The sequence below is a fragment of the Aquibium sp. ELW1220 genome, from assembly GCF_030398385.1.
In the GTDB taxonomy this organism is placed as follows: Bacteria; Pseudomonadota; Alphaproteobacteria; order Rhizobiales; family Rhizobiaceae; genus Aquibium.
Genome location: NZ_JAOAOQ010000026.1, coordinates 20,080 through 45,929, shown reverse-complemented (window position 1 = coordinate 45,929; position 25,850 = coordinate 20,080). Strand labels below are relative to the sequence as shown.

Below are 25,850 nucleotides of genomic sequence, written 5' to 3'. Positions count from 1 at the left end.
ATGAGCAAGGAACATATCGATGAAGTCTCCGGCGTCTCCACGACCGGACACGAGTGGGACGGAATCAGGGAACTGAACAACCCGCTGCCGCGGTGGTGGGTGTGGACCTTCTACGCCACCATCGTCTGGGCGATCGGCTACATGATCTTCTATCCGGCCTGGCCGCTGATCAATTCGGCCACCACCGGTGTGCTCGGCTACTCAAGCCGTGCGGAAGTTCGCGCAGAGCTCGACGCCGCGCAGGCGGCCAAGGGCGACTACGTGGCCGCGATCCAGTCGATGGATCTCGCCGGCATCATGGCCGACGACAACCTGCGCCAGTTCGCCACCGCGGCGGGTGCTGCGGCCTTCAAGGTCAACTGCATCCAGTGCCATGGTTCGGGCGCGCAGGGTTCGCCCGGCTATCCCAACCTGAACGACGACGAGTGGCTGTGGGGCGGCGACATCGAGGCGATCCACCAGACCATCACGCATGGCATCCGTTTCGCGGCTGACGACGACACCCGCCTCTCGGAGATGCCGGCCTTCGCCGACATCCTGGAACCCGACCAGATCAAGCAGGTCGCAGCCTATGTCGTGTCCCTCACCGGCACGCCATCGGATGCCGCCCTGGCCGAAACCGGCCAGACGGTCTTCGCCGAGAACTGCGCCGCCTGCCATGGCGACGACGCCACCGGCATGCGCGACCTCGGTGCGCCGAACCTTGCCGACGCGATCTGGCTCTATGGCGGAAGCGAAGCCGAGATCGCGCAGCAGATCCGTGCGCCGAAGCATGGCGTCATGCCCGGCTGGACCGCCCGCCTCGGCGACGCGACGGTCAAGGAACTCGCCGTCTACGTCCACTCGCTGGGCGGCGGGGAATAGGGGGGCGTCTCTTCAGAAAGATGACGCAACGCAATTCCGGCCGGGGCGCGAATGCCCCGGTCGTTCGTCAGCAGCACCTCGCACCGGAGCGCTTCCGCAGTCGCGACGTGGAGAGCATCAAGCAGCTTCATCCTGAGGGCTGCTCCGAGTTCGGCGGCACGCCGCACGAGCGGGCGCGTCACGTCCGCCACCTCCAGCAGTTCCGTACGGTCAAACAGATCGAGATAGGTCTGAGCGAGCCTTCGATCCTGCCGCAGAGCGCCTGCAAGGCATTCACCGACCGTCAGTTCGCTCGTCACCAGCACATGCCCTTCCCGAATCAGCCCCTCGAGCGCTGAAGCCGCACGCGTCTTCAGCGGTGCCACGCCCTCAATGAAGTAGATGATGACGTTGCTGTCGATGTAGGCTCTACCGCCCATGGCCGCGGTCGCCCCGGATGGCAGCCAGGTCCGCGTCAATGTCGACCTGCGTTCGCTGCCGTCCGAGTTTCTCCGCTCGCTCCGCCACCGCGTCGAGGACGGCGAGGCGCCTTTCGATGGCAGAGGCGTCGGCCGAAGACTCCCGCGGCAGGTGACCTTCGAGGGCATCGATGACGATCTTTCCGCGCGACCGGCCGGTCCGGGCAGCGGCACGGTCGACCCGCGACAGAAGGTCATCGTTCAGTTCGATCTCTAGCCGACGCGCGCACATGGACGTCTCCTTCACCGGCCAGGATAGCGCATCTGCGGTTCGGGAGCCAGAATGTGCGCGACACCGGGCCTGACAGCGGATGTCAGCTGCCGGACCGGGCGCTATTCGCGATCCGGTCCGCGATCGTCCCGATCCAGGCGGTCGAGAACGGCGAGCGCGGCAGGAACGTCGGCCGTGGCAGCAAGCGCACGAAACCGCGACTCGGTGTCGAACGAGGCGATCGCCTCGCAGGCCATGCGTTCCACCAGCTTGTTCACGCTCATCCCGCGCTGCTTTGCCAGGCCTTTTAGCCGCTCCGCGGCTTCGTCCGGAAGTCGGATGGTCAAAGAGCTCATCGCAGATGCTCCAGAGGCGCGCGACGCACTCCTCCAGCCCCCCAGCCCGGAGACGGACAGGCTGGTATCCAGCACGATATCCATCGTTTTATGATGGCACATGTGCCGGCATTCGCGAACAGGCCCGAGGAAGGCCGATGGTCCGTCCGCGCGCCGTGCGACATCCGCACCCTCCCCCGTTTGACACCGATCAAGGCCCGGACCCGAACTGCATGGGAGAAGCCGGTCAAACAGGCCAGCTCAGAGTGCCCGCCGATGAACGTGATCGCAAAGAATCCTGCCTCGTCAGAGGCGATCGAACGGCTCGATGCCGAAGCCGTCAACTCCGCGAAGGTGCGCCAGCCGCTCTACGCGCCGCGCAAGAAGATCTTCCCCAAGCGGGCCAGCGGCAGCTTCCGCCGCTTCAAGTGGCTGATCATGCTGGTGACGCTCGGCATCTACTATGTCACGCCATGGCTGCGCTGGGACCGCGGCGCCTACGCACCGGACCAGGCCGTGCTGGTCGACATCGCGAACCGGCGATTCTATTTCTTCTTCATCGAGATCTGGCCGCAGGAATTCATCTATGTGGCGGGGCTGCTGGTGATGGCCGGCGTGGGCCTGTTCCTCATCACCTCGACGGTCGGGCGCGCCTGGTGCGGCTATACCTGCCCGCAGACGGTCTGGGTCGATCTCTTCCTCGTGGTCGAACGCGCGATCGAAGGCGATCGCAACGCGCGCATCAAGCTCGACGCAGGACCCTATTCTCTCGACAAGATCGGCAAGCGCGTGGCCAAGCACGCGATCTGGATCGCCATCGCGGTCGCCACCGGCGGCGCCTGGATTTTCTACTTCGCCGACGCGCCGACCCTGCTCGTCGACGTCGTGACTGGGCATGCGGCGCCGGTTGCCTACATCACCGTCGCCGTCCTGACCGCGACCACATACGTGTTCGGCGGGCTGATGCGCGAGCAGGTCTGCACCTACATGTGTCCGTGGCCGCGCATCCAGGCGGCCATGCTCGACGAACATTCGCTGACCGTCACCTACAACGACTGGCGCGGCGAGCCCCGTTCGCGCCATTCCAAGAAGGCCGCGGCGGCGGGCGATGTCGTCGGCGACTGCGTCGACTGCAACGCCTGCGTGGCGGTGTGCCCCATGGGCATCGACATCCGCGACGGCCAGCAGCTCGAATGCATCACCTGCGCGCTGTGCATCGATGCGTGCGACAGCGTCATGGACAAGACCGGCAAGGAGCGCGGCCTGATCTCCTACGCCACGCTCAGCGACTACAACGCCAACATGGGCATCGCGACCGCTGGCGGCACGGCGGCGATCAACCCCAGGCTCGTGCGCGACGAGACCGGCAGGCTGGGTGACAAGGTCGCCCATTTCCACCTGCGCAAGATCTTCCGGCCGCGCACCTTCGTCTATTCCGGTGCCTGGGCGCTGATCGGCATCGGCCTCGTGGTGGCGCTGCTGTCGCGCGACCGGCTGGAGGTCAACGTGCTGCACGACCGAAACCCGCAGTTCGTGACGCTCTCGGACGGGTCGATCCGCAACGGCTACACGGTCAAGCTGCTCAACATGATCCCCGAGCCGCGCGTCATCGTCGTGTCGATCGACGGGCTGCCGGGCGCCGTGATGACGGCCACGGGCATCGATCAGCCGGAAGGCCGGTCGATGGCGGTTCCGGTCGAGCCCGACCGGCTGCGTACCATCAGGGTCTTCGTGACCCAGCCGCAGGACCAGGTCGACGGGACCGCCCAGTCCTTCCGCTTCGTGGTCGAGGACAAGTCCAGTTTCGAAGCAGACACATACACGGCGAACTTCTACGCCCCGGAGACACGATGATGCGTCAGCCCGCTCCTTCCGCCGAATTCACCGGCCGCCACATGCTCCTGGTCATGCTCGCCTTCTTCGGCGTGATCATCGCCGTGAACGTCACCATGGCGACGCTTGCCAACACGACGTGGTCGGGCCTCATCGTCAAGAACTCCTACGTCGCCAGTCAGCATTTCAACGCCCAGGCGCAGGCTGCCCGCGCGCAGACGGCCCTCGGATGGACCGGGACCATGGGCTACGAGGCAGGAACCTTCCGCTACACGCTCGCCGACGCCGCCGGCGCGCCGGTCGGGATCGACGCCTCGGAGGCCTTCTTCCGCCGCCCGGTCGACGACCGTCACGACCAGACGATCCCGATGGCGCCCGCAGGTCCCGGCGCGATCGCCGGAACCGTCGACCTCAAGGACGGGATCTGGATCGTCGAGATCGCCGCCGCAGCCGGCCTCGACACGCCCTACCGCGAGGTGAAGCGCATCGCGGTCAAGGGGGGCGTCCTGCAATGAGCTGCTGCGCGCCCGGAACGGAAGCAGCCGGCGAGATCGACCGCGCCGAGAGCGCAGGTCCGTCCGCGGAAGAAGTGATGCTGTCCAGCCGCGAGATCGGCCAGGGGCTGCGGCAGACCGACCTGTCGGTGCCCGGCGTCCACTGCGGCGCCTGCATCCACGCGATCGAAACGGCGCTGGGCAAGCTCGACGGGGTGGAGACGGCGCGAGTGAACCTGTCCGCCAAGCGCGTCTCCATCCGCTGGCGCGAAGGCAGGCTGCCGCCGCTGGTCGAGACGCTGAACCGGCTCGGCTACGCCGCCCACCTCTTCGACGGTTTCGGCGAGACGAAGGACGGCGAGTTCTCCCGGCTGGTCCGCGCCACTGCGGTCGCGGGCTTTGCGGCCGCCAACATCATGCTCCTGTCCGTTTCGGTCTGGTCCGGAGCCGAGGACGCCACACGCGACCTGTTCCACTGGCTATCGGCGCTGATCGCCATTCCCGCGCTCGTGCTCGCCGGCGGCATCTTCTACCGCTCGGCCTGGAACGCGCTGAAGCACGGCTCGATGAACATGGACGTGCCGATCGCGCTCGGCGTGACGCTGGCCTACGGCCTCAGCCTCTACGAGACCATCAATCACGGCCACCACGCCTATTTCGACGCCGCCGTGTCGCTGCTCTTCTTCCTCCTCATCGGACGCACCCTCGACCACGTCATGCGCGAGCGCGCCCGCACGGCCGTCACCGGCCTTGCACGCCTCGCCCCGCGCGGCGCCATGGTGATCCGCACGGATGGCAGCCGCGACTACCTGCCCGTCGGCGAGATCGAGCCCGGCATGCGCCTGCAGGTCGCTGCCGGCGAGCGCATCCCGGTCGACGGCGACGTCGACAGCGGGGTGTCCGATCTGGACTGCTCGCTGGTCACCGGCGAAAGTGCGCCGCAGCCGGTCCGCGCCGGCGAGCCGCTGCGCGCCGGCATGCTGAACCTCACCGGCCCGCTGGTCATGACCGTGACCGCGCGGGCACAGGATTCCTTCCTCGCCGAGATGATCCGCCTGATGGGCGTGGCCGAGGGCGGGCGGGCGCGCTACCGGCGGATCGCCGACCGCGCGTCGGCACTTTACTCGCCGGTGGTGCACCTGACGGCGCTGCTCACCTTTGTCGGCTGGCTCCTCGTCTCGGGCGACCTGCATCGCGCCACCACCATCGCCATCGCGGTGCTGATCATCACCTGCCCCTGCGCGCTCGGGCTCGCGGTCCCGATCGTCCAGGTTGTCGCCGCGCGGCGGCTGTTCGAGGCGGGCATCATGGTCAAGGACGGTTCGGCGATGGAGCGGCTTGCCGAGATCGACACGGTGGCCTTCGACAAGACGGGCACGCTCACCATGGGACGCGCCAGACTGGCGAACCGCGCCGAGATCCAGCCGGCGACACTGGCGATCGCAGCGGCGATCGCCGCGCATTCGCGCCATCCGCTGTCGAAGGCGATCGCCTCGGCGGCAGCCGGGCTGCCCGCCTCGACGCCGGCCTTCGACAGGATCGCCGAGGTTCCCGGCTGCGGCGTCGAAGCCCGCGACTCGACCGGCACCTGGCGGCTCGGACGCGCGGCCTGGGCGCTGGACGGCGCCGCGGACGACGATCGAGGCGCTCATACCGTGCTTGCGTTCGACGGAAAGCTGCTCGCCTCCTTCCGCTTCGAGGACCAGACCCGACCGGACGCGCAGCACGCTGTGGACGAACTGGCGGCGGCAGGCTGCGGCGTGGAAATCCTCTCGGGCGATGCGGAGGGTCCGGTCGCCGGCCTCGCCGCGCGGCTCGGCATCGCAGCGTTCCAAGCCCGGATGATGCCCGCCGAAAAGGCAGAGCGCCTCGCCGAACTGGCCGCGGAAGGCCACAAGGTTCTGATGGTAGGCGACGGACTGAACGATTCGCCCGCGCTTGCCGCCGCACATGTATCCATGGCGCCGTCGACGGCCGCCGACGTCGGCCGCAACGCCGCCGACTTCGTCTTCCTGCGCGACAGTCTCGGCTCGGTTCCGCACGCCCTGACGATGTCGCGGCGCGCGGGCGTGCTGATCCGGCAGAACCTCTGGCTCGCGGTCGTCTACAACGCGATCGCCGTGCCGATCGCGATCCTCGGCCACGTCACGCCGCTGGTCGCGGCGATCGCCATGTCCGCGTCGTCGATCCTCGTCATCGCCAACGCCATGCGGCTCAATGGGGGATCGACCCGGTTCTCCCTTCGTCCCGCCCGCAGCGCCGCCGCGCCACTGTCTGCGAGGATCGCATGACCGGCCTCGTCTACCTGATCCCGATCGCGCTGTTCCTCGGCGCGCTCGGCCTTGCCGGCTTTCTCTGGAGCATCAGGAGCGGCCAATACGACGACATGGATGGTGCCGCGGAACGCATCCTGCACGACGACGAGCCGTGACGTCGGAAAGCCGCCTGCCGGAACATTCCAGCACGCGGACGCTTTCTGCTGGAAACCGGCAGGAGCCAACATGGACCGATACGAAAAAGGTACACGCGTTTCGTGGCGGTGGGGTGCCCATACGGCGAGAGGCCGTATCGCCCGCATCTTCGAGCATGACGTCTCGCGCACCATCAAGGGGACGCAGGTGAAGCGGCATGCTTCAGCGGACGAACCGGCCTACATGATCGAGCAGGAAGACGGTGCGCGCGTCCTGAAGAGCCACTCGGAACTCAGCAAGCTCGCGTGAAGACGACAGGCGGGCGGCGGCTCAGCCCGGCTGGCGCCGACGCACCCGATCGCGGCCGAGGCCGGTCTCGTCAAGCAGCCCCGCCCGCTTGGCATCGTAGTAATAGCCGCGCGAATAGAGGCGGATGGCGTGATCCTTGTCGCCGCCGGCGACGAGATAAGCGCCGCGAAGGTAGCGTACCGCATAGCGGAGGTTGGTTTCGGGATCGAGCAGGCCTTCCGGCTTGCCCTGGTAACCGAGACCTTTGGCCGTCGCATGGCGGATCTGCATGAGACCCCAGTTGCCGCTGTTGTAGGCGGTGGGGCGATAGTTGCTCTCGCGCCGGACGACGCGATGCACCAGGTCCTTCGGCACGTCATACGCGTCGGCATAGTGGGAAATCAGCCGGTCGAGCTTGGCGCGTTCGTCGGATAGCTGCCCGGCCTTCGGCGCATAGGCCACCTCGACCGCCGGCTTGGCCGGGGCGGGCTGGACGAAGGCATTGGCGGCAGGGTCCGGCGCGGCTTCCTTCGCCGGGGTCGGCGACGGCACCTCGGCAACACCCTTCACGGCCGCGACGGCGGCCTTCGCTGCATCGGAGGCCAGCCTGGCGGCATCGGTCGTCACCGCCGCGAGAGACACCGGCTGTGACGCCTCGGCGGCGGGCTCTCCGGCGGGCTGTTCGGAGGCAACCGCCATTTCCTGGGGAGCCTCCACGGGCGCGAGCGTCAGCATGTCGGACGCGCTGATGCCAGACGTGGAGCAGGCCGTCAGCGCCGTCGCAGCCACAAGACAGGCGCTGAGCGCGGCTAGTCGCGATGGCGTCATCGCCCATCAAACCTCGTGTTTCGCGTCCCTGCGGCCTGCTTAGCGGACGCACGGGCGGCCGGCAAGCACCGCCGAATCGCCCGGAAATCGGGGCGGTACCGTGCCATGGCGCCGGACCGGTTAGCGGATCGTCAACACAATGCCACGAAATGTCGGGGACAAGAAGCCGAACGGAACGGGAACCGATATCGTCGGAGGGGCGGTCCGTGGCAGTATTGAATGTGATTCGCTGACCGGATATCTCCAAGGCATGGACGACAGCACAGACCTCTTCGCCGCGCTCGACCGGGCGCAGCCGCAGGACAAGATGGCCATCGAACGCCGACCGACCGCGCCCCGGCCCACCGCCGCGCGCCCGCAGACGACGGCGCCGAAAGATGCCAGCGACAACTACAGCGCCGCCGACATCGAGGTGCTGGAGGGGCTGGAGCCGGTGCGGCGCCGGCCGGGCATGTATATCGGCGGCACCGACGACAAGGCCATGCACCACCTCTTCGCCGAGGTGATCGACAATGCCATGGACGAGGCGGTGGCCGGCCACGCGACCTTCATCGAGGTGGAACTCGCCGCCGACGGCTACATCACCGTCACCGACAACGGCCGCGGCATCCCCGTCGACGCGCATCCGAAGTTCAAGGACAAGTCGGCGCTCGAGGTCATCATGACCACGCTGCATTCGGGCGGGAAGTTCGATTCCAAGGTCTACGAGACCTCGGGCGGCCTGCACGGCGTCGGCGTCTCAGTGGTCAATGCGCTGTCGGACGATCTCGAAGTGGAAGTGGCGCGGGGGCGGAAACTCTACCGCCAGCGCTTTTCGCGCGGCGTTCCCCAGGGCGGCCTGGAGTTCCTCGGCGACGTGCAGAACCGGCGCGGCACGCGCGTGCGCTTCCATGCCGACGAGCAGATCTTCGGCCAGGGCGCGAAGTTCGAGCCGGCGCGGCTCTACCGCATGGCGCGGTCGAAGGCCTATCTGTTCGGTGGCGTCGAGATCCGCTGGTCCTGCGCGCCGGAGTTGATCCCGGCCAAGGACCCGACACCCGACAAGGCGGTGTTCCACTTCCCCGGAGGCCTGAAGGACTATCTGCAGGCTTCGCTCGGCGACGACTTCCAGGTCACGCGCGAAATCTTCGCCGGCAAGACCGAGAAGACCGGCGGCCACGGTGCGATGGAATGGGCGGTCACCTGGTTCGGCGGCGACGGCTTCGTCAATTCCTATTGCAACACCATCCCGACGCCGGAAGGCGGCACGCACGAGGCCGGTTTTCGCGGCGTTCTGACGCGCGGCCTGCGCGCCTACGCCGAACTCGCCGGCAACAAGCGCGGCGCGATCATCACCTCCGAGGACGTGATGATCTCGGCGGCCGGCATGCTGTCGGTGTTCATCCGCGAGCCGGAATTCGTCGGCCAGACCAAGGACCGGCTGGCGACGATCGAGGCGCAGCGCATCGTCGAGAACGCCATCCGGGATCCCTTCGACCACTGGCTCGCCGCCAATCCGCAGGAAGCCTCGAAGCTGCTCGAATGGGTGATCGCTCGCGCCGACGACCGCGTCCGCCGCCGCCAGGAGAAGGAAGTCTCGCGCAAGAGCGCGGTACGCAAGCTGCGCCTGCCGGGCAAGCTCGCCGACTGCTCGCAGAACGCGGCCGCAGGCGCGGAGATCTTCATCGTCGAGGGCGACTCGGCCGGCGGCTCGGCCAAGCAGGCGCGCGACCGCGCCAGCCAGGCGGTGCTGCCGCTGCGTGGCAAGATCCTCAACGTCGCCTCGGCCGGCTCCGACAAGCTCAATGCCAACCAGCAGATCTCCGACCTCGTCCAGGCGCTCGGCTGCGGCACGCGCTCGCGCTACCGTGACGACGATCTGCGCTACGACCGCGTGATCATCATGACGGACGCCGACGTCGACGGCGCCCACATCGCCTCGCTGCTGATCACCTTCTTCTACCAGGAGATGCCCGACCTCATCCGCGGCGGCCATCTCTATCTCGCCGTGCCGCCGCTCTACCGCCTCAGCCAGGGCGGCAAGGTCGCCTATGCCCGCGACGACGCGCACAAGGACGAACTGCTGCGCAGCTTCTTCACCGGCAAGGGCAAGGTCGAGATCGGCCGCTTCAAGGGTCTGGGCGAAATGATGGCGGCGCAGCTGAAGGAGACCACCATGGACAAGAAGAAGCGCATGCTGCTGCGCGTCGAGATTTCGACCGAATATCCGGCCGAAACCAAATCCATGGTCGATGCCCTCATGGGCACCAAGCCCGAAGCCCGCTTCCGCTTCATCCAGGAACGGGCGGAGTTCGCCCACACGGAAGAACTGGACATTTGAGGGGGCCGCACCCACGACTCCGCTAGTCGAGGTAGCGCGCCCGGTTACACGCCGGATTGTTCCGCGATGCGCGTCATTGCGGCTGAGAGACCGGCATCCAATGCAGACCGGGGACGGCCCTTGCCGTTTCCGGGATCAGGCAGGGCCGGCGGCCAGCGCTTCGATCTCCGCCGCGTCCTGTTCAGCCAGACCGAGCCGGTCGCGCAACCTGGCGAGATAAGCGCGGTTGGCACTGGTTTCGCCATCGACCGCCATGCGGGAGGAGAGATAGAATTCCTCCGCCGTCTCCGTGTCCCGAACCTGGCCGAGCAGCTCTTCCAGCGGCCGGGGCGCGGCAAGCTCGCGTTCGAGCTTCCGGCGATCGTCGGCGTCCTCCGCCTGGCTCATGATCCGCGACCGTTCTTCGGCCGAAATCTCGCCATCGGCATGGGCAGCCGTGATCATCGCGCGCAGGAGAAGCAGCGCCTTGTCCTCGCCGAGCTCATCGGCCGCGCGCTCGTCCTCGGCCGTGAAGGCCTGCGCCGTCGATGGCTGCGCCGAACCGGACGCGCTGCGTCCTGTCGCCTGATCCTGCGTGCCGACACCGCCCAGGGCGTCGCTCACCGATTTCATGACGCCGCCGAGCAGGCCGCCGAGACCGGCGCCCGAAGCGCTGCCGCCCGGGTGAGCGCTCCCGGCGTCGGCTGCGGAGGTGCCGGCGCGGTCGTCCCTGCCTGCGGATTTCGCCTGGTGATCCTGGTAGGCGCGGTAGGCCATGTAGCCGAGCGCGGCGAGACCCGCCTTGCGGCCGAGGCCGCCGCGCCGTCCGCCGATGAGGCCTGCGGCAGCCAGACCGCCGACGCCGCCGCCCGCAAAACCACCGCGGCCGCGCATTCCGCGTCCCGCCATCCGGCTCGCCAGCATCATTCCCAGAACGCGCTTCATGCTCATTGGATCGTCCCTGCTCCTGATTCCGAGCAGGTCAGACGCCGTCGCCGGTCTGCCGTTCCCTTTCCGGGGTAGCACGCGCGAACGGCCGGGGATCGGCGACGCCGGACAAGGTCGGCTCGAAACCGAGTGGCAGCTTGGCCGGACGATCGATGGCGCAAGCAGTCAGAACCTGGCAGATGGGCTTGCCGCCAGAACCGCGGGGATCGGTGACAGGATGCCCCCTCGCCGCTCGCTCACGCCGCCGCGATCGCCAGGGCGTGTTCCCGTGCGTTCTCCCGCAGCGCGTCCAGGTGGATCGCCTTCAGCAGCCCCGCCAGCGCGTCCTTGTCGTCGATGACCGCGCCGGTCCGCACCGCCTCGTCGAGATCCCGCAGCATCAGGAAGGACACTTCCTGCGTGCCCGCCACGCGGCGGCCGTTTGCCACCTCGCGCCAGACGGTCAGCGCGCGCAGGATGACGCGGCCGGCGGACTGGGGGAGCCGGGCCTGGCGGAACAGGGCAGCGAGCGCGACGTCGCGGCCGGACGACAGCAGCGAGCTTACCCGGCTCTGGTCGAGCCCCGACAGCGCCACGAGGGCCGCGCCGAAAAAGTCGATCCGGCCATGCGCGACCACCCGCACGAGGAAACCGGTCGTCAGTTCGCCGCGCAGGCGCAGATGCTCGACGAGCGCTGCGTGCTCTTCCGCTCCCGTATGTTCGATCAGGGTCAGCGACGCCTTCATGCAGGCCTCGCGCAGCATCCGGTCGGCGCGCGCCTGGGTCATCAGCGCCCGCACCAGCGGCGACTGGCGCAGCGCGTCGCCCACCTTCAGGAGCAGCATGTGGCGGATGTCGCAGGGCAGCCGCCGGTCGGCGATCAGCGCCTCGCGCATCGCAGCATCGTCGCCCAGCCGCTCGGCCATGCGGCGCAGGCTGATCGAGGCGATCTCGGCCCCCGAATTGCCGAGCACGGCCGCGCAGGCGGCCGGACACGCGACCTCGGCGATGGCGGCCGACAGGGCCATGGAAACCTGCGCGCGGGTGGCGATCAGCACCTGCGCCTCCGCCTCGCCCGCCGCCATGTGCTCGATCAGTTCATTGTCGGACAGCAGCGGCGAAAGCGCCAGCACGGGCGCGGCGACCTCCGGCTGGTCGGCCGCGAGTGCGGCGACGATCTGCTGCGGCGCGCGGGCAGAGAGCGAGAAGGGTTCGGCCATCGCCAGCCGCACCTTGGGCGAAGGATCGTCGAGCAGCATGGTGAGCGCGGCCTCGGCCGCGCAGCGCTCGTCGAAATCCATCGGGGAAAGGATGTAGGCGCGGGCCAGTGCATTGGCGGCTGCGGCCCTCTCCGCCACCCTTGCCGTCGCGACCCACCGGATGAAATGCTCGACTATCATGACGCCCCGCACGCTTCTACCGGACCGACCTTAGCGGCAAGTGGTTTACGAACGGTTCACCATGATCGTTAGCCGGCCGCTAACCATGCCGACCTGCAGCCACCTGCACGCGGGCGCTTGCGGTGCCCTGCCCGCGCTTCTATCAACGGCCAGTCCATCAGGCGGGAGGTTTCGTTGGCAGGGCTCTATCTCGAGGAATTCAAGCCGGGCCTGGTGATCCGGCACGCGCTGACCAAGTCGGTCACCGAGAGCGACAACATGCTGTTCTCGGTCATGACGCTCAACCCGCAGCCGCTGCACATCGATTTCGACTTCGCGGCGAAGAGCGAGTGGGGCAGGCCGCTGGTCAACTCGCTGTTCACGCTGGGGCTGATGATCGGCATCTCGGTGCACGACACGACGCTCGGCACCACGATCGGCAATCTCGGCATGACCGACACCACCTTTCCGCATCCGCTCTTCCACGGCGACACGGTGCGAGTGGAAACGGAGGTGAAATCGGTGCGGGAATCGAAGTCGAAGCCCGATCGCGGCGTGGTCGAGTTCGAGCATCGCGCCTTCAACCAGCATGGAACGCTGGTCGCGCGCTGCGTGCGCCAGGCGATGATGCTGAAGAGGCCGGCCTGATGCGCTCGCTGCTGTTCGTGCCGGGCGAGTCGGAGCGCAAGCTTGAAAAAGGCCTGGCATCCGGTGCCGACGTGCTGATCGTCGACCTCGAAGATTCCGTGGCGCCGGCGCGCAAGGCGGCAGCACGCGCGATGGCCGCGGCGTTCCTGGCGGACCGCTCAGGCGAAGCAGGCCCCCTGCTCTACGTCCGCGTCAACGACTTCTCGACCGGCCTCACCGACGAGGATCTCGCCGCCGTCGCGAAGGCGGCGCCGCACGGCATCATGCTCCCCAAGGCGGCCGGCGGCGCCGACGTCGAGCGCCTGTCGGCGAAGCTGCGGGTGCACGAGGCCGAGGCCGGGCTCGCGGACGGCGCCATCCACATCCTGCCGATCATCACCGAGACCGCCGCGGGCCTTCTGGCGGCCGGCAGCTATTCGTCCACCCTGCCCCGGCTTGCCGGCGTCACCTGGGGCGCGGAAGACCTGTCGGCGGATATCGCCGCGCGGTCTGCCCGCGACGAGACCGGCCGCTACACCGACGTTTTCCGTCTCGCCCGGGCCATGACCGTCCTTGCCGCGGCGAAGGCGCAGACGGCGGCGATCGACACGGTCTTCGTCGATTTTCGCGACATGGAAGCGCTGCGGCGCGAATGCCTGGAGGCCGAGCGCGACGGCTTCACCGGCAAGATGGCGATCCATCCGGCGCAGGTGCCGGTCATCAACGAGGCCTTCACGCCCTCGCCGGAGGCCGTCGCCGAGGCCCGCGCGATCACGGCGGCCTTCGCCGGTGCCGGCGACGTCGGCGTGGTGGGGATCGATGGCCGCATGTACGACCGGCCGCATCTCAGACGCGCCGAACGGCTGCTCGCCCGGGCCGGCGGCTGACGGACAGCCGTCAGCCGAGCAGGTAGCGGCCGGCGATCAGCACCAGTCCGCCGCCCAGAAACACCGGAAACATGCCGCCCCGCAAGCCGAGCAGGGCTGCGACGACGAGCGCCAGCGCTTCGGCCGGAGTAGCGTTCATGGCGGCCGGAGCGACCAGCGTGGTGAAGACGGCGGCCGGAACCGCGTTCAGCCCGGCCTCGACGCGCGGATGGATCCGCCGGAACCGCGACAGGACGAGGTGCCCACCTGCTCGCGTCAGATAGGTCATCGCCGCAGCGGCGAGCACGATCCAGCCGATCTCGCTCATCAGCGGCCTCCCGCCCTGTCGCCACTTTCGGCGTAGGTCTTCCGCGCTTCGTCGCCAACCGGCATGGCGGCCGCCAGCACGACGCCGGCGAGCGCGCCGATCGAGACATGCCAGGGAGAACCGACGAAGGCATGGGCGACCATGGCGGCAGCGCCGCTGGCGATCACCACCGGAAGCCAGAGCGGCCGCTTGCGGAAGCCCATCAGCAGCCCGACGAAATAGATCGGCAGCAGGAAATCGAGCCCGAGCGCATGGGTGTCGGGGATCAGCCGTCCGAACAGCGCGCCGAGCCACGCATCGACGACCCAGAACAGGTACATCGGCAGGCCGATGCCCAGATACCAGGCAAAGCCGATCGTCTCGCCGGCCTCGGCCTTGCGTTCGGTCTCGGCATATTGCGGATCGGCGAGGAAGAAGAAGCCGAGCGCGCGCTGCCAGCCCGTCCAGTGGCTGGTGCGGCGGCCGAAGGAGGCCGAATAGAGCACGTGGCGGAAGTTCACGGCGAAGACCGACAGCACGATCATCCAGGCCGGGATCGCCTTGCCGAACAGCTCGATCCCAACCATCTGGCTGGCGCCGGCGAACACGGTCGCGCTCATCATCACGGCTTCGCCGACGGTGAAGCCGTTCTGCACCGCCAGCGCGCCGAACAGCACGCCGAAGGGCGCGGATGCGACGATGATCGGGATGCCCCTGCGCGCGCCGCGCCAGAATTCGGAAGCGAAAGCTCTGCGTGCGGATGGGACGACGGACAACCGGACCTCCTCGGGACGGCCGGTCTATAGGTCAGGCTCCCTGCCCTGTCAGTTCAATTCGGTTGAGCCACATCATGACGTTGGCTGAGCCGTGCCCGCAAGTGGCACTCCTTGTCGGGCCGCATCGTCATCGCGGAGCAGCGATGATGATGGCAGCACCCGCCAGGCACACCGCCGCCCCGACGAGGTCCCAGCGGTCCGGCGCGAACCCCTCCACCAAACGCAGCCAGGCGAGCGACGCCGCGATGTAGACGCCGCCATAGGCGGCGAACAGGCGGCCAGCGGCCGGCGCGTCGACGAGGGACAGAAGCAGGGCGAAGAGCGCCAGCGACGCCATGCCCGGCACGAGCCACAGCGCCGACCGGTCGAGCCGCATCCACATCCAGAAGGCGTAGCAGCCGACGATCTCGGCTGCGGCAGCACCGGCATAGAGGGCCAGTGTCCTCATGCCGCGGCGGGAGCGGCTGACCGCCTCACCACATCGTCGCCTTCGCCCGCGACGGCCATTCGGCGTCGTAGGCATCGCCGTCGATGCCGCGCCGGCTCGTCGTCTCGAGGATCTTTCCCGGCGTCGGCAGGCTCTTCGGGTCGACCTGACGGTCAGGGTTCCACAGTTCGGAGCGGACGATCGCGCGGGCGCACTGGAAATAGACCGCCTCGACCGCGATCACCAGCACCGAGCGCGCCGGCTTGCCCTCCATGGCGAAGGAGGCGCAGAGGTCGGCGTCGATCGAGATGGTCGCGCGGCCATTGACCCGCAGCGTCGTGCCGGAGCCGGGGATCAGGAACAGCAGGCCGACGCGGTCGTCGCGCAGCACGTTCTTCAGCGAATCGGCACGGTTGTTGCCCCGCCGGTCCGGCATCAGCAGCGTGCGCTCGTCACGCACCCGCACGAACCCCGGCACGTCGCCGCGCGGCGAGCAGTCGAGCCCCTCCGGCCCTGCGGTCGCGAGCGCCACGAAGGGCGACGCGGCGATCAGCGCCGCATATTCGGGAATCAGGTGGTCGAGTTCCTTGACGAGCGACGTCTCGCCCGGAAGGCCGTAGAGCGCCTCGAGTTCGGCGACGCTGGTGAGGGTGGTCATGAGCGGTGCGATCCGGTTGCGCGCGCACTATGCCGGATCAGAGGTGACGCGCAAGCACGCTGGACACGTCCAGGTGGAACGGCAGCCGCGCATTGAGGTGATGCCAGGCGCCGGGAACGAAGTCGGCGCGCTTGAACGGCCGGGAATTGAGCCCACCGAAACCATCGAGCGAGCCGATGACCTGCACGACGTTGTCGTAGCCGTCGGGAAACTCCACCACGGCGCCCAGCGTCAGCACACGCGCCGCCCAGGCTTTCCCGATCGCGTCGGCATCCTTCAGCCACGCCAGCGCCTCCAGCGCGAAGGCGATGCTGAGGCAGCCCTTGCTGTGACCGACGAGCAGGTCGACGCGCCGTTCCGGCTCCGTCAGAAGCCGCAGGACCGTCATGGTGTCGGGGCTGAACCCGGCCGCGACCTGCGATGCCGTCGCCAGTTCCTCCGGCGACAGCGTGCCGCCGCGCATGGCCGACAGCGTCGCGGCGACCGCCTCCGCCCGCTCCGGCCGGGCCGCCGCGCCTCGATGCAGGCGGTTCAGTGTGGCGTTGACGGCGCCGAAGAAGAACCAGCCGCCCATCGCCTCCGAGAGGAGATCGGCCATGCCGTACCCGGCGACCACCGCGCCGACGGGCTGGCCGGTGTGGTCGGCGACGTTGCGGGCGAGCGCCGCGGCGCCGACGTCGGAACTGCCGACGCCCGAGACGACGAAAGCATTCAGCTTCCGTCCGGGTGCGCTGCACAGGTCTTCGTAGGTGTCGAACTTCTGCAGGCTGACCGCGCCCCGCGCGCCGCGCGGATGGACCACGAGGATCGCCCCCTCGGCATTGTCCTCGGCCAGAAGAACGCCGCGTTCCTCGGGCGTCAGCGCGCCGACGTCGTAGAAGAGCCAGTCGAGCGCGGCATTGCGCAGCCGCGCGCCTTCCGAGACCATCCTCTGCGCGATGTCGGAAGGTGTGCCGTCGGGCTTCTTCTCGAGTGAACGAACGATCTGCTTGCGCATCGGCCAGATCCTGCATCGTTTGTGCGGCGCACAATACCATGAAAGCTTGGCTTCGGGAAAGAGCGACAGCCGCGATTCTCGCCTAGACTGCAGGGCAGTTCGGGCGGTGCCGCGGACCGGCGCGTCCGGCCGCGCGTCCGGTCGTCACCGGTCCCGGCTCAGCCCTTTGGTGGCGAGCTCGTCGAGGTAGGCGCCCCAGCGCGTCTCGCGCTCGTCGCCCAGCTGGCGCAGGTAGGACCAGGTGAAGATGCCGGTGTCGTGCCGGTCGTCGAAGGTGATGCGGACCGCGTAGTTGCCGACCGGCTCCATCTTCAGGATCGTCACGTCCCGCTTGCCCGGCACCGTCACGCGCTGTTCCGGCGAATGGCCCTGCACTTCGGCCGAGGGCGACGTGACCCGCAGATATTCGGCGTCGAGCGCAATGGGGTCGCGACCGGCGAAGGTGACCGTGAGCAGTCGGCGGTCTTTCGACACGCGCAGTTCGGTGGGGGCGTTCATGGCAGAGTCCTGCGTCGGATGCGAAGCCGTTCATTCTAGCCGCGATATGTTGCTCCGACTATAGCGATGGTGCTAGTTTCGCTCCGTCGCCTTGACGATGCCGGTGCCGGGCACGACATTCGACCGGCAAGCACCGCGGCCAGACGGTGCGCAAAAGGAAGAGCACGATGACCTTCTCCGAGCCGATGCCGAACGGGATGCAGATGATCGACCCGTTCGGTCGGGCCATCGAGTATCTGCGCGTGTCCGTCACCGACCGATGCGACTTCCGCTGCACCTACTGCATGGCGGAGGACATGACCTTCCTGCCGAAGAAGGACCTCCTGTCGCTGGAGGAACTGGACCGGCTTTGTACCGCCTTCGTCGAGAAGGGCGTGCGCAAGCTGCGGCTGACCGGCGGCGAGCCGCTGGTTCGCAAGAACGTGATGCATCTGGTGCGCCAGCTCTCGCGCCATCTCGACAGCGGCGCGCTGAAGGAACTGACGCTCACCACCAACGGCTCGCAGCTGTCGCGCTTCGCCGCCGAGCTCGCCGCCTGCGGCGTGCGACGCATCAACGTCTCGCTCGACACGCTCGATGCGGACAAGTTCAAGACGATCACGCGCTGGGGGGAGCTTTCGCGCGTCATGGAAGGTCTGGACGCCGCGCAGACGGCCGGAATCGCCGTCAAGATCAACGCCGTGGCGCTGAAGGGCTTCAACGACCAGGAGATTCCGGACCTGCTGCGCTGGGCCAACGGGCGCGGCATGGACCTCACGGTCATCGAGACCATGCCGATGGGCGAGATCGACGCCGACCGGACCGACCAGTACATGCCGCTGTCGCTGCTGCGGTCGCAGCTGGAGCGCCAGTTCACGCTGACCGAGATTTCCTACCGCACCGGCGGACCCGCCCGGTACGTCGAGGTGGCCGAAACAGGCGGGCGGCTCGGCTTCATCACGCCGATGACGCATAATTTCTGCGAAAGCTGCAATCGTGTGCGGCTCACCTGCACCGGCACGCTCTACATGTGCCTCGGCCAGGAAGACGCAGCCGACCTGCGTGCGCCGCTGCGCGCCTCCGAAGGCAACGAACTGCTGTCACAGGCCATCGACGAGGCGATCGGGCGCAAGCCGAAGGGCCACGACTTCGTCATAGACCGCCGCACCAACCGTCCCTCCGTCTCGCGCCACATGAGCGTGACGGGCGGGTGAGGATCGGCAGGATGCTCCGCCCGGTCCTCGTCGCGCTGACCGTCGCGCTCGCCTCGTCGTACGTGCTGGCCGACCCGCTGACCTACCGCAATGATCGCTTCGGGACGACCCTCACCTTTCCGGCCGAGGTGTTCTCGCAGCCGATGGAGCCGCCGGCCAATGGCGACGGCATGACCTGGCTGTCGGCGGACGGCGCCAGCCTCTCCGCCTATGCGTCCTACAACGCCCTGATGCTGTCGCCGCGCGCCTTCGCGGACCAGGCGAGCCAGGGCAATGGTCGCTTCGAGGTGACATACCGCCGGGTCGCCGATCGTTGGGTGGTCCTGTCTGGCTACGAGGACGGCGACATCTTCTACTATCGCTTCGAGTTCGGCGCCGACGACGTCATCCATTCCATGCTGCTGCGCTATCCGACGGCGCTGCGCGAGCGTTACGACCCCCTGACCGGTCCGATCGGCCGTTCGCTCGACGGCCCATAGACGGCATTCGACGCGCCGACTGGCCCAGTCGTTTCAGGTTGCCTCTCCAGGTTTCGGTGCTACATCCGGTGGAAAAAGAATCGGATCCGTCTTGGCCATCTCTCCCAATCTCCGTGGTGCGCTGTTCATGGCCATTTCGATGGCCGGCTTCACCATGAACGACGCCATCTCGAAGTTCGTCGGCGAATCGCTGACCATGGCGCAGATCATGTTCATCCGCGGCGGCTTCGCCACGATGCTGGTCGGCGCCATCGCCTGGCACCGCGGCGCACTCAGGCTGCCGGCGGGCGCTCTCGACCTGATGATCGTCCTGCGCGTCGGCGGCGAGGTCCTGGCGACACTCTGCTTCCTGACCGCGCTTGCCCACCTGCCGCTCGCCAATGTCTCCGCCATCCTGCAGGCGCTGCCGCTCGGCGTGACGATGGGCGCGGCGCTGTTCTTTTCCGAACCGGTCGGCTGGCGGCGCTGGCTGGCCATCGGGGTGGGGTTCAGCGGTGTCCTGATCATCGTCCGGCCGGGGCTCGACGGCTTCAACGCCTATTCGCTCTACGTTCTGGGCTGCGTCTTCTTCTGCGTGGTGCGCGACCTGGCAACCAAGCGCGTCAACGCCGAGATTCCCTCGCTCTTCATCACCACCGCCACGGCGGCCGCGGTCACCGTGGCGGGCGGCGCCCTCATCGTCCCCTATGGCGGCTGGCATCCGGTGGGAGCGAACGACGCGCTGCTGCTCCTCGGGGCCGCAGCGCTGGTCGTCATCGGCTACCAGTTCATCATCATGGCGATGCGGATCGGCGACATCTCCTACATCGCGCCGTTTCGCTACACCGCGCTCCTGTGGGCGATCCTGCTCGGCTATCTCGTCTTCGGCAACGTGCCGGACACGGCGATGACGATCGGCGCCTTCGTGGTCATCGCCTCCGGGCTATATACGCTCTACCGGGAACAGATCGTCGGCCGCACGCGGCCGGTCACCAGCAGCACCGCGCCCGGCATGGCGCCGGACGGATTGTGAGAACGACACGATGACGACGCCCCAGAACGCCGCAGGCGCTTCGGCGCGTCCGCGCTCGCCGCACATCCTGACGCTGGTCATCGCGACCGCGTCGAGCGCGCTCGCCATGAACGTCTTCCTGCCGTCGCTGCCGTCGATCGCCCGCGACCTGAACACCGACTACGCGGTGGTGCAGCTGATGGTCTCGATCTACCTCTTCGCCACCGCGGGCCTGCAGCTCGTCATCGGTCCGGCATCCGACCGGCTCGGCCGACGGCCCGTGCTGCTCGGCTGCCTCGCCATCTTCGTGGTCAGCAGCCTGCTTGCCGTCTTCGTCCAGACCATCGAGATGCTCCTGGTCCTGCGCTTCTTCCAGGCCTTCGCGGCCGGCGGCATGGTCATCTCGCGGGCAGTGGTGCGCGATACGGTCGACAGCGACGAAGCGGCCAGCCGCATCGGCTACATCACCATGGGCATGGCACTCGTGCCGATGGTCGCACCGGCCTTCGGCGGCATCCTCGACGAGTATTACGGCTGGCGGGCCACCTTCGTCCTGACCCTCGTCTACGGCGTGGTGGCGATCCTCGTCGTCTGGTTCGACCTCAACGAGACCAACAAGACGCCCACCCGAAGCCTCGGCGCACAGTTCAGGGTCTATCCCGAACTGATCGCCTCGCGCCGCTTCTGGTCCTACACGCTCACCGCGGCCTTCACCGCGGGCGCCTTTTTCGCCTTCCTCGGCGGCGGTCCCTACGTGGCGAGCGAGATGCTTGGCATCGGGCCGTCGGCCTACGGCTTCTATTTCGTGCTCGTGTCGATCGGCTACATGGCCGGAAACTTCCTGACGGGGCGCTTTTCGACGCGCGTCGGCCGAAACAAGCTGATGATCACCGGCAACGTCGCCGCCACCATCGGCGGCATCCTCGGCGTCGCCTTGTTCGCGCTCGGCTTCGACCATCCCGTCAGCCTCTTTCTGCCGACCGGTCTGGTCGGCATCGGCAACGGCATGTCGCTGCCGACCGCCTATGCCGGCATCGTCAGCGTGCGCCCCAAGCTCGCCGGCTCGGCATCGGGCCTCGGCGGCGCCATCCAGATGGGCGGCGGTGCCGTGCTGTCGATCCTTGCCGGCTCGATGCTCTCGCTGGAGAGCGGTCCCTACCCGCTCTTCGCCGTCATGATCGCATCGTCGGTCCTGGCGATCTGCGCAACGCTCTACGGCATGCATGTCGACAGGGTCGCAGGACCGCTCGGCGATTCGGACCACCCGACGGCTGGCTGAGCACCGTCGACCGGCCGGCAGGGCTTCCGAGCCGCGATACACGGTGCTACGCGGATCCCGGAGGCGGACCGGGCGCCGGAACTTCAGCGGAGACCAGAGCCTTGACCATGCAGCGGCGCATCTTCGGCATCACCGGATGGAAGAACTCCGGCAAGACGACGCTCACCGAGCGGCTGGTGGCCGAATTTCGCCGCCGCGGCAAGACGGTCGCCACGGTCAAGCACGCGCATCATGATTTCGACATCGACCACGAAGGCACGGATTCCTACCGTCACCGCGCCGCGGGTGCGGCAGAAGTGGCGATCGTGTCGGGCCGGCGCTGGGCGCTGATGCACGAACTCGACGGCGCCGCCGAACCCACGCTCGACGAGGTGATCGCGAGACTCGCGCCCTGCGACATCATCCTCGTCGAGGGCTACAAGCGGAACGATCACCGCAAGATCGAAGTGCGCCGCCTCGAGGCCCGCGAGACGCGCCCGCTCGCCTCGACCATTCCAAACGTCGTGGCGATTGCCGCCGACCATCCGATCGTCGGCGGGCATCTGCCGTCCTTTTCGCTGGACGACGTTGCGTCAATAGCCGACTTCATCGCCGCCTCGACCGGCCTGGGTTGAACTGCCCGTTAATTTGGCACCGCAGGCAGGTGCTTTGCAGTTGCGTTTCGCGCGGAAACAGTGGGAGTATCGTTGCAAGGCCGGGGCAATTCCACCGGACCTCAAAGGGAACGAGGCGGAAACCCGCCTTCAGAACACAAGAACGATATGAGGAGACCCATGCAGATCAACAAGCGTTTCGCGCTCGCCCTGTCGGCTGCAGCGCTCGCCCTGTCGATCGGCGCTGCCGATGCACAGGAGAAGATGAAGCTGAAGATCGGTACCGAGGGGGCTTATCCGCCCTTCAACAACCTCACATCCGACGGAAAGCTCGAAGGCTTCGACATCGATATCGCACGTGCGCTCTGCGAGGAGATGAACGCCGACTGCGAGTTCGTCACCCAGGACTGGGACGGCATCATCCCGGCTCTCCAGGCGGGCAAGTTCGACGCCATCATCGCCTCCATGTCGATCACGCCGGAGCGGGCCGAGAAGGTCGATTTCTCCAACAAGTACTACAACACGCCACCCGCGATCGCAGCGCCGAAGGACACCGACATCACCGGCGTCACCACCGAAGCCCTCGCCGGCAAGACCATCGGCGTCCAGGGATCGACCACCCATTTCAACTTCTCGGAAGCGACCTACACCGACAGCGAGATCCGGGCCTACCCGACGGCACAGGAGTACCAGCTCGATCTGGCGAACGGGCGCCTCGATGCCGTCAATGACGACATCGTCGTCGTTTCCGAATGGCTCGCCACCCCGGAGGGCGAGTGCTGCAAGATCGTCGGCACCATCACACCGGTGGAGGAAATCCACGGCCAGGGCGCCGGCATCGCCGTGCGCAAGGGCGAGACCGAGCTTGCGGAAAAGTTCAACGCCGCCATCGACGCCATCCGCGCCAACGGCAAGTACAAGGCCATCAACGAGAAGTATTTCGACTTCGACGTCTATGGTGGCTGAGGCACGGCCGACAGCCCGACCATCGCCCGGCGGCGCCATCCGCCGCCGGCGCGACCGGCCCGGTCTTTCGCCCGGCCATGACGGTTCCTGAGCGATGCAGAGCGTCTGGACATTGCTGAGCTGGGGGCCCGAGGGCTGGCTCGACGAGATCGCCTCGGGCGTCCGGGTCACGATCCTGCTTGCACTCGCGACGCTTCCACTCGGGCTGCTCGCCGGCTTCTTCGTCGCCATCGCCAAGCGGTCGGAAGAGCCGATGCTGCGTCTCGCCGGCAGCATCTACACCACCATCTTCCGTGGTCTGCCGGAACTCCTGACCCTGTTCGTGGTCTTCTACGGGGCCCAGATCGGCGTGCAGCAGGTGGTGCGCTTCTTCAGCCCCGACGCCTATGTCGAGATCAACAGCTTCGTGGCGGGCATGATCGCGCTCGGCGTGGTCTTTTCGTCCTATGCCAGCGAGGTCTTCCTCTCCGCCTTCAAGGCCATTCCCCAGGGCCAGTACGAGGGCGGCTATTCCGTCGGCCTGTCGAAGGGACAGACCATGCGGCTGGTGGTGCTGCCGCAGTTGATCCGCGTCGCTCTGCCCGGCCTGTCGAACCTCTGGCTGATCCTGCTCAAGGACACCGCTCTCGTCTCGGCGATCGGGCTTTCCGACATCCTGCGCCAGGCCGGCATCGCGGCGCGGGTCACCAAGGAAGCGTTCCTGTTCTTCGCCGTCGCCTGCCTGATCTATCTCGTGCTTGCAATCATCTCCTCCTTCGGCATCGGCGCGATCGAGCGCCGGTTCGGCCACAAGGAGGCCGCGCGATGAGCGAGGTCGCGACGGTCACGACCGTCGAGAAGCCGCCGGCGCCGCCGCGACCCTGGACCGGGGAACGCATCGCCGGCGCCGTGCTGCTCGGGCTGTGGGTCCTCTGCGGCGTCGGCCTCGCCGCCTACCTGCTGGCGGCCTGGAACCCCGAACTTTTCGAAAAGTACCTCCCCTACTACCTCTCCGGTCTCGTCGTGACGTTGACGCTGGTCGGAATCTCCATCGTCCTGGGCGCGCTCCTGTCCGTCCCCGTGGCCTGGATGCGCTTGTCGAAAAACAGGCTCGTTGCGGGTTTCGCCTATGGTTATGTCTATTTCTTCCGGGGTACCCCGCTGCTCGCGCAGACCTTTCTCATCTACTACGGCCTCGGTTCCTTCCGGCCGGAACTCCAGGCGCTCGGCCTGTGGACCTTCTTCCGCGAGGCCTGGTACTGCGCGATCCTCGCCTTCACGCTCAATACCGCCGCCTACCAGGCGGAGATCCTGCGCGGCGCCATCGCCAGCGTGCCGCGCGGCCAGTGGGAAGCCGGCTCGGCGCTGGGTCTGTCGAAGCTGCAGACGCTCTGGAAGATCGTCCTTCCGCAGGCACTGATCGTGGCGCTGCGGCCTTATGGCAACGAGATCATCCTGATGATCAAGGGCTCGGCCATCGTCGCCATCATCACCGTCTACGACCTGATGGGCGAGACGCGCCGGGCCTACTCGCGCACCTTCGATTTCCAGACCTACATCTGGGCCGCCATGATCTATCTCACGATCGTGGAACTGCTGCGCAACGTCGTCGACTGGATCGAACGGCGCATCACCGTGCACCTGAAGCGGTGAGAGGGGCAGCCCTGTCCTCTCCACCCGCAAGGGGGGAGAGGTGGCTCGGGCGAAGCCCGAGACGGAGAGGGGGAGCCGCCGCGGGGGAGTTCTGCGACATCAGATCAATCCGATCCGACGCTGGCAAAAATCTTCTCGGGGACTGCGCCCTCCCCCTCGCCGTCACCGCTTCGCGGTGCCACCTCTCCCCCACTTACGTGAGGGAGAGGACAGGCACCCGCCCTGCGACGTCGCGCTGAATACTGCTCGCCGTCCGTCGTGCTCATCCACCAAGTCCCGCTCGATCCGCGCTTGACCTTCGCCCCCCTTCCCTTAGACCTTCTCCCCCGAACACAGCAGATGAACGGGAGGCTTTCCGATGGCCAATATCGCATTCCTGGGACTGGGCGTCATGGGCTATCCCATGGCCGCGCACCTGATGCACAAGGGCGGCCATGCCGTCACGGTCTACAACCGAACTGCCGCCAAGGCGGCGAAGTGGGTCGAGCAGCATGGCGGGGCCATGGCCTCGACCCCTGCGGACGCGGCGCGCGACAAGGATTTCGTGTTCTGCTGCGTCGGCAACGACGACGACCTGCGCTCGGTCACGGTCGGACCGGACGGCGCCTTCGCGGCCATGAAGAAGGGCGCGATCTTCATCGACAACACGACCGCCTCCGCCGAAGTCGCGCGCGAACTCGACGAGGCGGCGCGCGCAGCCGGTTTCGGCTTCGTCGACGCGCCCGTGTCGGGTGGCCAGGCCGGAGCGGAGAACGGGGTGCTCACCGTGATGTGCGGAGGCGAGCCGGACACGTTCGAGAAGGCCCGCCCGGTCATCGAGGCCTATGCCCGCATGGTCGGGCTGATGGGGCCGGCAGGCAGCGGACAGCTGACCAAGATGGTCAACCAGATCTGCATCGCGGGGCTCGTCCAGGGACTGGCTGAAGGCATCCATTTCGGCACCAAGGCTGGCCTCGACATGGAGAAGGTGATCGAGGTCATCTCCAAGGGCGCTGCCGGTTCGTGGCAGATGGAAAACCGGCACAAGACGATGATCGCCGGCAAGTATGATTTCGGCTTCGCGGTCGACTGGATGCGCAAGGACCTTGGGATCGTGCTCGACGAGGGCGACCGCAACGGCGCGAAGCTGCCCGTCACCGCGCTCGTCGACCAGTTCTACAAGGACGTTCAGGCGATGGGCGGCAAGCGCTGGGATACGTCCTCGCTGCTGGCCCGGCTCGACAAGTAGGCCCCC

30 protein-coding genes are annotated in these 25,850 nt (G+C 67.5%); 18 read left to right on the top strand and 12 right to left on the bottom strand.

The window, feature by feature from the left end; all coding sequences use genetic code 11:
- Positions 1 to 864 carry a cytochrome-c oxidase, cbb3-type subunit III gene (gene ccoP, locus N1F91_RS20715; protein WP_289995093.1) on the top strand — a complete coding sequence of 288 codons (864 nt, stop codon included), beginning with the start codon at positions 1 to 3 and terminating at the stop codon, positions 862 to 864.
- Here the strand turns inward: ccoP and N1F91_RS20710 are convergent.
- The 3 genes from N1F91_RS20710 to N1F91_RS20700 form a co-directional block, all read right to left on the bottom strand.
- Entirely contained in the window at positions 834 to 1,283 is a 450-nt protein-coding gene (locus tag N1F91_RS20710; protein ID WP_289995092.1) for a PIN domain-containing protein, read from the bottom strand. The two genes, ccoP and N1F91_RS20710, sit on opposite strands and share 31 nt — an antisense overlap.
- Positions 1,273 to 1,554, bottom strand: a complete 282-nt coding sequence (locus tag N1F91_RS31160) for a ribbon-helix-helix protein, CopG family (RefSeq protein WP_354670555.1) — start codon at positions 1,552 to 1,554, stop codon at positions 1,273 to 1,275. The genes N1F91_RS20710 and N1F91_RS31160 overlap by 11 nt, the downstream gene beginning before the upstream one ends.
- 101 nt (positions 1,555 to 1,655) lie before the next feature.
- The gene (locus N1F91_RS20700; protein ID WP_289995089.1) at positions 1,656 to 1,973 is read right to left on the bottom strand and encodes a ribbon-helix-helix protein, CopG family; all 318 of its coding nucleotides are present in this window, start codon (positions 1,971 to 1,973) and stop codon (positions 1,656 to 1,658) included.
- A 171-nt stretch (positions 1,974 to 2,144) separates the two neighbouring features.
- On the opposite strand from N1F91_RS20700, the gene ccoG reads away from it, so the two are divergent.
- The 5 genes from ccoG to N1F91_RS20675 all read left to right on the top strand — a co-directional run bounded on the left by ccoG (position 2,145) and on the right by N1F91_RS20675 (position 6,915).
- On the top strand, positions 2,145 to 3,722 hold the full coding sequence (gene ccoG, locus N1F91_RS20695; protein WP_289995087.1) for a cytochrome c oxidase accessory protein CcoG: 1,578 nt from the start codon (positions 2,145 to 2,147) through the stop codon (positions 3,720 to 3,722).
- A complete protein-coding gene (locus tag N1F91_RS20690) occupies positions 3,719 to 4,216 on the top strand; it encodes a FixH family protein (RefSeq protein ID WP_289995086.1) in 498 nt (165 codons plus the stop codon). The genes ccoG and N1F91_RS20690 overlap by 4 nt, the downstream gene beginning before the upstream one ends.
- The gene (locus N1F91_RS20685; RefSeq protein ID WP_289995084.1) at positions 4,213 to 6,486 is read left to right on the top strand and encodes a cation-translocating P-type ATPase; all 2,274 of its coding nucleotides are present in this window, start codon (positions 4,213 to 4,215) and stop codon (positions 6,484 to 6,486) included. The genes N1F91_RS20690 and N1F91_RS20685 overlap by 4 nt, the downstream gene beginning before the upstream one ends.
- Complete coding sequence (ccoS, locus tag N1F91_RS20680) at positions 6,483 to 6,626, top strand: cbb3-type cytochrome oxidase assembly protein CcoS (protein ID WP_289995083.1); 144 nt, start codon at positions 6,483 to 6,485, stop codon at positions 6,624 to 6,626. The genes N1F91_RS20685 and ccoS overlap by 4 nt, the downstream gene beginning before the upstream one ends.
- Before the next feature lie 70 nt (positions 6,627 to 6,696).
- Positions 6,697 to 6,915 carry a DUF2945 domain-containing protein gene (locus N1F91_RS20675; RefSeq protein WP_289995082.1) on the top strand — a complete coding sequence of 73 codons (219 nt, stop codon included), beginning with the start codon at positions 6,697 to 6,699 and terminating at the stop codon, positions 6,913 to 6,915.
- A 21-nt stretch (positions 6,916 to 6,936) separates the two neighbouring features.
- Here the strand turns inward: N1F91_RS20675 and N1F91_RS20670 are convergent, their stop codons facing one another.
- Complete coding sequence (locus N1F91_RS20670) at positions 6,937 to 7,722, bottom strand: transglycosylase SLT domain-containing protein (RefSeq protein ID WP_289995080.1); 786 nt, start codon at positions 7,720 to 7,722, stop codon at positions 6,937 to 6,939.
- 250 nt (positions 7,723 to 7,972) lie between these two features.
- Between N1F91_RS20670 and parE the strand changes: the two genes are divergently transcribed.
- Entirely contained in the window at positions 7,973 to 10,042 is a 2,070-nt protein-coding gene (gene parE / locus N1F91_RS20665) for a DNA topoisomerase IV subunit B (RefSeq protein WP_289995079.1), read from the top strand.
- Between the two features lie 135 nt (positions 10,043 to 10,177).
- Here parE and N1F91_RS20660 read toward each other — a convergent pair whose 3' ends face one another.
- A complete protein-coding gene (locus tag N1F91_RS20660; protein ID WP_289995077.1) occupies positions 10,178 to 10,972 on the bottom strand; it encodes a DUF533 domain-containing protein in 795 nt (264 codons plus the stop codon).
- 233 nt (positions 10,973 to 11,205) lie between these two features.
- On the bottom strand, positions 11,206 to 12,348 hold the full coding sequence (locus tag N1F91_RS20655; protein WP_289995076.1) for a DUF2336 domain-containing protein: 1,143 nt from the start codon (positions 12,346 to 12,348) through the stop codon (positions 11,206 to 11,208).
- A gap of 174 nt (positions 12,349 to 12,522) precedes the next feature.
- On the opposite strand from N1F91_RS20655, the gene N1F91_RS20650 reads away from it, so the two are divergent.
- Both N1F91_RS20650 and N1F91_RS20645 read left to right on the top strand, forming a co-directional pair.
- Complete coding sequence (locus N1F91_RS20650) at positions 12,523 to 12,975, top strand: MaoC family dehydratase (RefSeq protein ID WP_289995075.1); 453 nt, start codon at positions 12,523 to 12,525, stop codon at positions 12,973 to 12,975.
- Complete coding sequence (locus N1F91_RS20645) at positions 12,975 to 13,841, top strand: CoA ester lyase (RefSeq protein WP_289995074.1); 867 nt, start codon at positions 12,975 to 12,977, stop codon at positions 13,839 to 13,841. The genes N1F91_RS20650 and N1F91_RS20645 overlap by 1 nt, the downstream gene beginning before the upstream one ends.
- A gap of 10 nt (positions 13,842 to 13,851) precedes the next feature.
- Here the strand turns inward: N1F91_RS20645 and N1F91_RS20640 are convergent, their stop codons facing one another.
- From N1F91_RS20640 to N1F91_RS20615, 6 genes are all read right to left on the bottom strand, one after another.
- Complete coding sequence (locus N1F91_RS20640; RefSeq protein WP_289995073.1) at positions 13,852 to 14,148, bottom strand: AzlD domain-containing protein; 297 nt, start codon at positions 14,146 to 14,148, stop codon at positions 13,852 to 13,854.
- Positions 14,148 to 14,903: an AzlC family ABC transporter permease gene (locus tag N1F91_RS20635; RefSeq protein ID WP_289995071.1), complete on the bottom strand. Its 756-nt coding sequence runs from the start codon at positions 14,901 to 14,903 to the stop codon at positions 14,148 to 14,150. The genes N1F91_RS20640 and N1F91_RS20635 overlap by 1 nt, the downstream gene beginning before the upstream one ends.
- 127 nt (positions 14,904 to 15,030) lie before the next feature.
- Entirely contained in the window at positions 15,031 to 15,351 is a 321-nt protein-coding gene (locus N1F91_RS20630; protein ID WP_289995070.1) for a YnfA family protein, read from the bottom strand.
- Between the two features lie 25 nt (positions 15,352 to 15,376).
- Positions 15,377 to 15,988 (bottom strand): pyridoxamine 5'-phosphate oxidase family protein, encoded by a 612-nt coding sequence (locus N1F91_RS20625; protein ID WP_289995069.1) that lies wholly within the window; start codon positions 15,986 to 15,988, stop codon positions 15,377 to 15,379.
- Positions 15,989 to 16,025: 37 nt separating this feature from the next.
- Complete coding sequence (locus tag N1F91_RS20620) at positions 16,026 to 16,985, bottom strand: hypothetical protein (RefSeq protein ID WP_289995068.1); 960 nt, start codon at positions 16,983 to 16,985, stop codon at positions 16,026 to 16,028.
- 144 nt (positions 16,986 to 17,129) lie between these two features.
- Positions 17,130 to 17,483: a DUF971 domain-containing protein gene (locus tag N1F91_RS20615; RefSeq protein ID WP_289995067.1), complete on the bottom strand. Its 354-nt coding sequence runs from the start codon at positions 17,481 to 17,483 to the stop codon at positions 17,130 to 17,132.
- Between the two features lie 197 nt (positions 17,484 to 17,680).
- On the opposite strand from N1F91_RS20615, the gene moaA reads away from it, so the two are divergent.
- The 9 genes from moaA to N1F91_RS20570 all read left to right on the top strand — a co-directional run bounded on the left by moaA (position 17,681) and on the right by N1F91_RS20570 (position 25,844).
- Complete coding sequence (moaA, locus tag N1F91_RS20610; protein WP_289995142.1) at positions 17,681 to 18,676, top strand: GTP 3',8-cyclase MoaA; 996 nt, start codon at positions 17,681 to 17,683, stop codon at positions 18,674 to 18,676.
- A gap of 11 nt (positions 18,677 to 18,687) precedes the next feature.
- Positions 18,688 to 19,155: a hypothetical protein gene (locus N1F91_RS20605; RefSeq protein ID WP_289995066.1), complete on the top strand. Its 468-nt coding sequence runs from the start codon at positions 18,688 to 18,690 to the stop codon at positions 19,153 to 19,155.
- Positions 19,156 to 19,246: 91 nt separating this feature from the next.
- Positions 19,247 to 20,167, top strand: coding sequence for a DMT family transporter (locus N1F91_RS20600; protein WP_289995064.1), 921 nt, complete (start codon positions 19,247 to 19,249; stop codon positions 20,165 to 20,167).
- Between the two features lie 10 nt (positions 20,168 to 20,177).
- Positions 20,178 to 21,425, top strand: coding sequence for a multidrug effflux MFS transporter (locus N1F91_RS20595; RefSeq protein WP_289995063.1), 1,248 nt, complete (start codon positions 20,178 to 20,180; stop codon positions 21,423 to 21,425).
- A 107-nt stretch (positions 21,426 to 21,532) separates the two neighbouring features.
- On the top strand, positions 21,533 to 22,039 hold the full coding sequence (gene mobB, locus N1F91_RS20590; RefSeq protein ID WP_289995141.1) for a molybdopterin-guanine dinucleotide biosynthesis protein B: 507 nt from the start codon (positions 21,533 to 21,535) through the stop codon (positions 22,037 to 22,039).
- 159 nt (positions 22,040 to 22,198) lie between these two features.
- Positions 22,199 to 22,984, top strand: a complete 786-nt coding sequence (locus N1F91_RS20585) for an ABC transporter substrate-binding protein (RefSeq protein WP_289995062.1) — start codon at positions 22,199 to 22,201, stop codon at positions 22,982 to 22,984.
- Between the two features lie 94 nt (positions 22,985 to 23,078).
- Positions 23,079 to 23,792: an ABC transporter permease gene (locus N1F91_RS20580; protein WP_289995061.1), complete on the top strand. Its 714-nt coding sequence runs from the start codon at positions 23,079 to 23,081 to the stop codon at positions 23,790 to 23,792.
- A complete protein-coding gene (locus N1F91_RS20575; protein WP_289995059.1) occupies positions 23,789 to 24,616 on the top strand; it encodes an ABC transporter permease in 828 nt (275 codons plus the stop codon). Before N1F91_RS20580 ends, N1F91_RS20575 begins: the two co-directional genes overlap by 4 nt.
- A gap of 358 nt (positions 24,617 to 24,974) precedes the next feature.
- The gene (locus N1F91_RS20570; RefSeq protein ID WP_289995058.1) at positions 24,975 to 25,844 is read left to right on the top strand and encodes an NAD(P)-dependent oxidoreductase; all 870 of its coding nucleotides are present in this window, start codon (positions 24,975 to 24,977) and stop codon (positions 25,842 to 25,844) included.
- Positions 25,845 to 25,850: the final 6 nt, after the last annotated feature.

Excerpts from the sequence above, each read along its gene's own strand:
- N1F91_RS20570 (WP_289995058.1), top strand. The coding sequence starts at position 24,975 with ATGGCCAATATCGCATTCCTGGGACTGGGCGTCATGGGCTATCCCATG.
- N1F91_RS20645 (WP_289995074.1), top strand. The coding sequence starts at position 12,975 with ATGCGCTCGCTGCTGTTCGTGCCGGGCGAGTCGGAGCGCAAGCTTGAA.
- N1F91_RS20675 (WP_289995082.1), top strand. The coding sequence starts at position 6,697 with ATGGACCGATACGAAAAAGGTACACGCGTTTCGTGGCGGTGGGGTGCC.
- moaA (WP_289995142.1), top strand. The coding sequence starts at position 17,681 with ATGCAGATGATCGACCCGTTCGGTCGGGCCATCGAGTATCTGCGCGTG.
- N1F91_RS20685 (WP_289995084.1), top strand. The coding sequence starts at position 4,213 with ATGAGCTGCTGCGCGCCCGGAACGGAAGCAGCCGGCGAGATCGACCGC.
- N1F91_RS20710 (WP_289995092.1), bottom strand. The coding sequence starts at position 1,283 with ATGGGCGGTAGAGCCTACATCGACAGCAACGTCATCATCTACTTCATT.
- ccoP (WP_289995093.1), top strand. The coding sequence starts at position 1 with ATGAGCAAGGAACATATCGATGAAGTCTCCGGCGTCTCCACGACCGGA.
- N1F91_RS20575 (WP_289995059.1), top strand. The coding sequence starts at position 23,789 with ATGAGCGAGGTCGCGACGGTCACGACCGTCGAGAAGCCGCCGGCGCCG.
- N1F91_RS20690 (WP_289995086.1), top strand. The coding sequence starts at position 3,719 with ATGATGCGTCAGCCCGCTCCTTCCGCCGAATTCACCGGCCGCCACATG.
- N1F91_RS20615 (WP_289995067.1), bottom strand. The coding sequence starts at position 17,483 with ATGAACGCCCCCACCGAACTGCGCGTGTCGAAAGACCGCCGACTGCTC.
- N1F91_RS20640 (WP_289995073.1), bottom strand. The coding sequence starts at position 14,148 with ATGAGCGAGATCGGCTGGATCGTGCTCGCCGCTGCGGCGATGACCTAT.
- N1F91_RS20630 (WP_289995070.1), bottom strand. The coding sequence starts at position 15,351 with ATGAGGACACTGGCCCTCTATGCCGGTGCTGCCGCAGCCGAGATCGTC.
- mobB (WP_289995141.1), top strand. The coding sequence starts at position 21,533 with ATGCAGCGGCGCATCTTCGGCATCACCGGATGGAAGAACTCCGGCAAG.
- parE (WP_289995079.1), top strand. The coding sequence starts at position 7,973 with ATGGACGACAGCACAGACCTCTTCGCCGCGCTCGACCGGGCGCAGCCG.
- N1F91_RS20660 (WP_289995077.1), bottom strand. The coding sequence starts at position 10,972 with ATGAGCATGAAGCGCGTTCTGGGAATGATGCTGGCGAGCCGGATGGCG.
- N1F91_RS31160 (WP_354670555.1), bottom strand. The coding sequence starts at position 1,554 with ATGTGCGCGCGTCGGCTAGAGATCGAACTGAACGATGACCTTCTGTCG.
- N1F91_RS20585 (WP_289995062.1), top strand. The coding sequence starts at position 22,199 with ATGCAGATCAACAAGCGTTTCGCGCTCGCCCTGTCGGCTGCAGCGCTC.
- N1F91_RS20620 (WP_289995068.1), bottom strand. The coding sequence starts at position 16,985 with ATGCGCAAGCAGATCGTTCGTTCACTCGAGAAGAAGCCCGACGGCACA.
- N1F91_RS20605 (WP_289995066.1), top strand. The coding sequence starts at position 18,688 with ATGCTCCGCCCGGTCCTCGTCGCGCTGACCGTCGCGCTCGCCTCGTCG.
- N1F91_RS20580 (WP_289995061.1), top strand. The coding sequence starts at position 23,079 with ATGCAGAGCGTCTGGACATTGCTGAGCTGGGGGCCCGAGGGCTGGCTC.
- ccoG (WP_289995087.1), top strand. The coding sequence starts at position 2,145 with ATGAACGTGATCGCAAAGAATCCTGCCTCGTCAGAGGCGATCGAACGG.
- ccoS (WP_289995083.1), top strand. The coding sequence starts at position 6,483 with ATGACCGGCCTCGTCTACCTGATCCCGATCGCGCTGTTCCTCGGCGCG.
- N1F91_RS20625 (WP_289995069.1), bottom strand. The coding sequence starts at position 15,988 with ATGACCACCCTCACCAGCGTCGCCGAACTCGAGGCGCTCTACGGCCTT.
- N1F91_RS20670 (WP_289995080.1), bottom strand. The coding sequence starts at position 7,722 with ATGACGCCATCGCGACTAGCCGCGCTCAGCGCCTGTCTTGTGGCTGCG.
- N1F91_RS20595 (WP_289995063.1), top strand. The coding sequence starts at position 20,178 with ATGACGACGCCCCAGAACGCCGCAGGCGCTTCGGCGCGTCCGCGCTCG.
- N1F91_RS20655 (WP_289995076.1), bottom strand. The coding sequence starts at position 12,348 with ATGATAGTCGAGCATTTCATCCGGTGGGTCGCGACGGCAAGGGTGGCG.
- N1F91_RS20700 (WP_289995089.1), bottom strand. The coding sequence starts at position 1,973 with ATGGATATCGTGCTGGATACCAGCCTGTCCGTCTCCGGGCTGGGGGGC.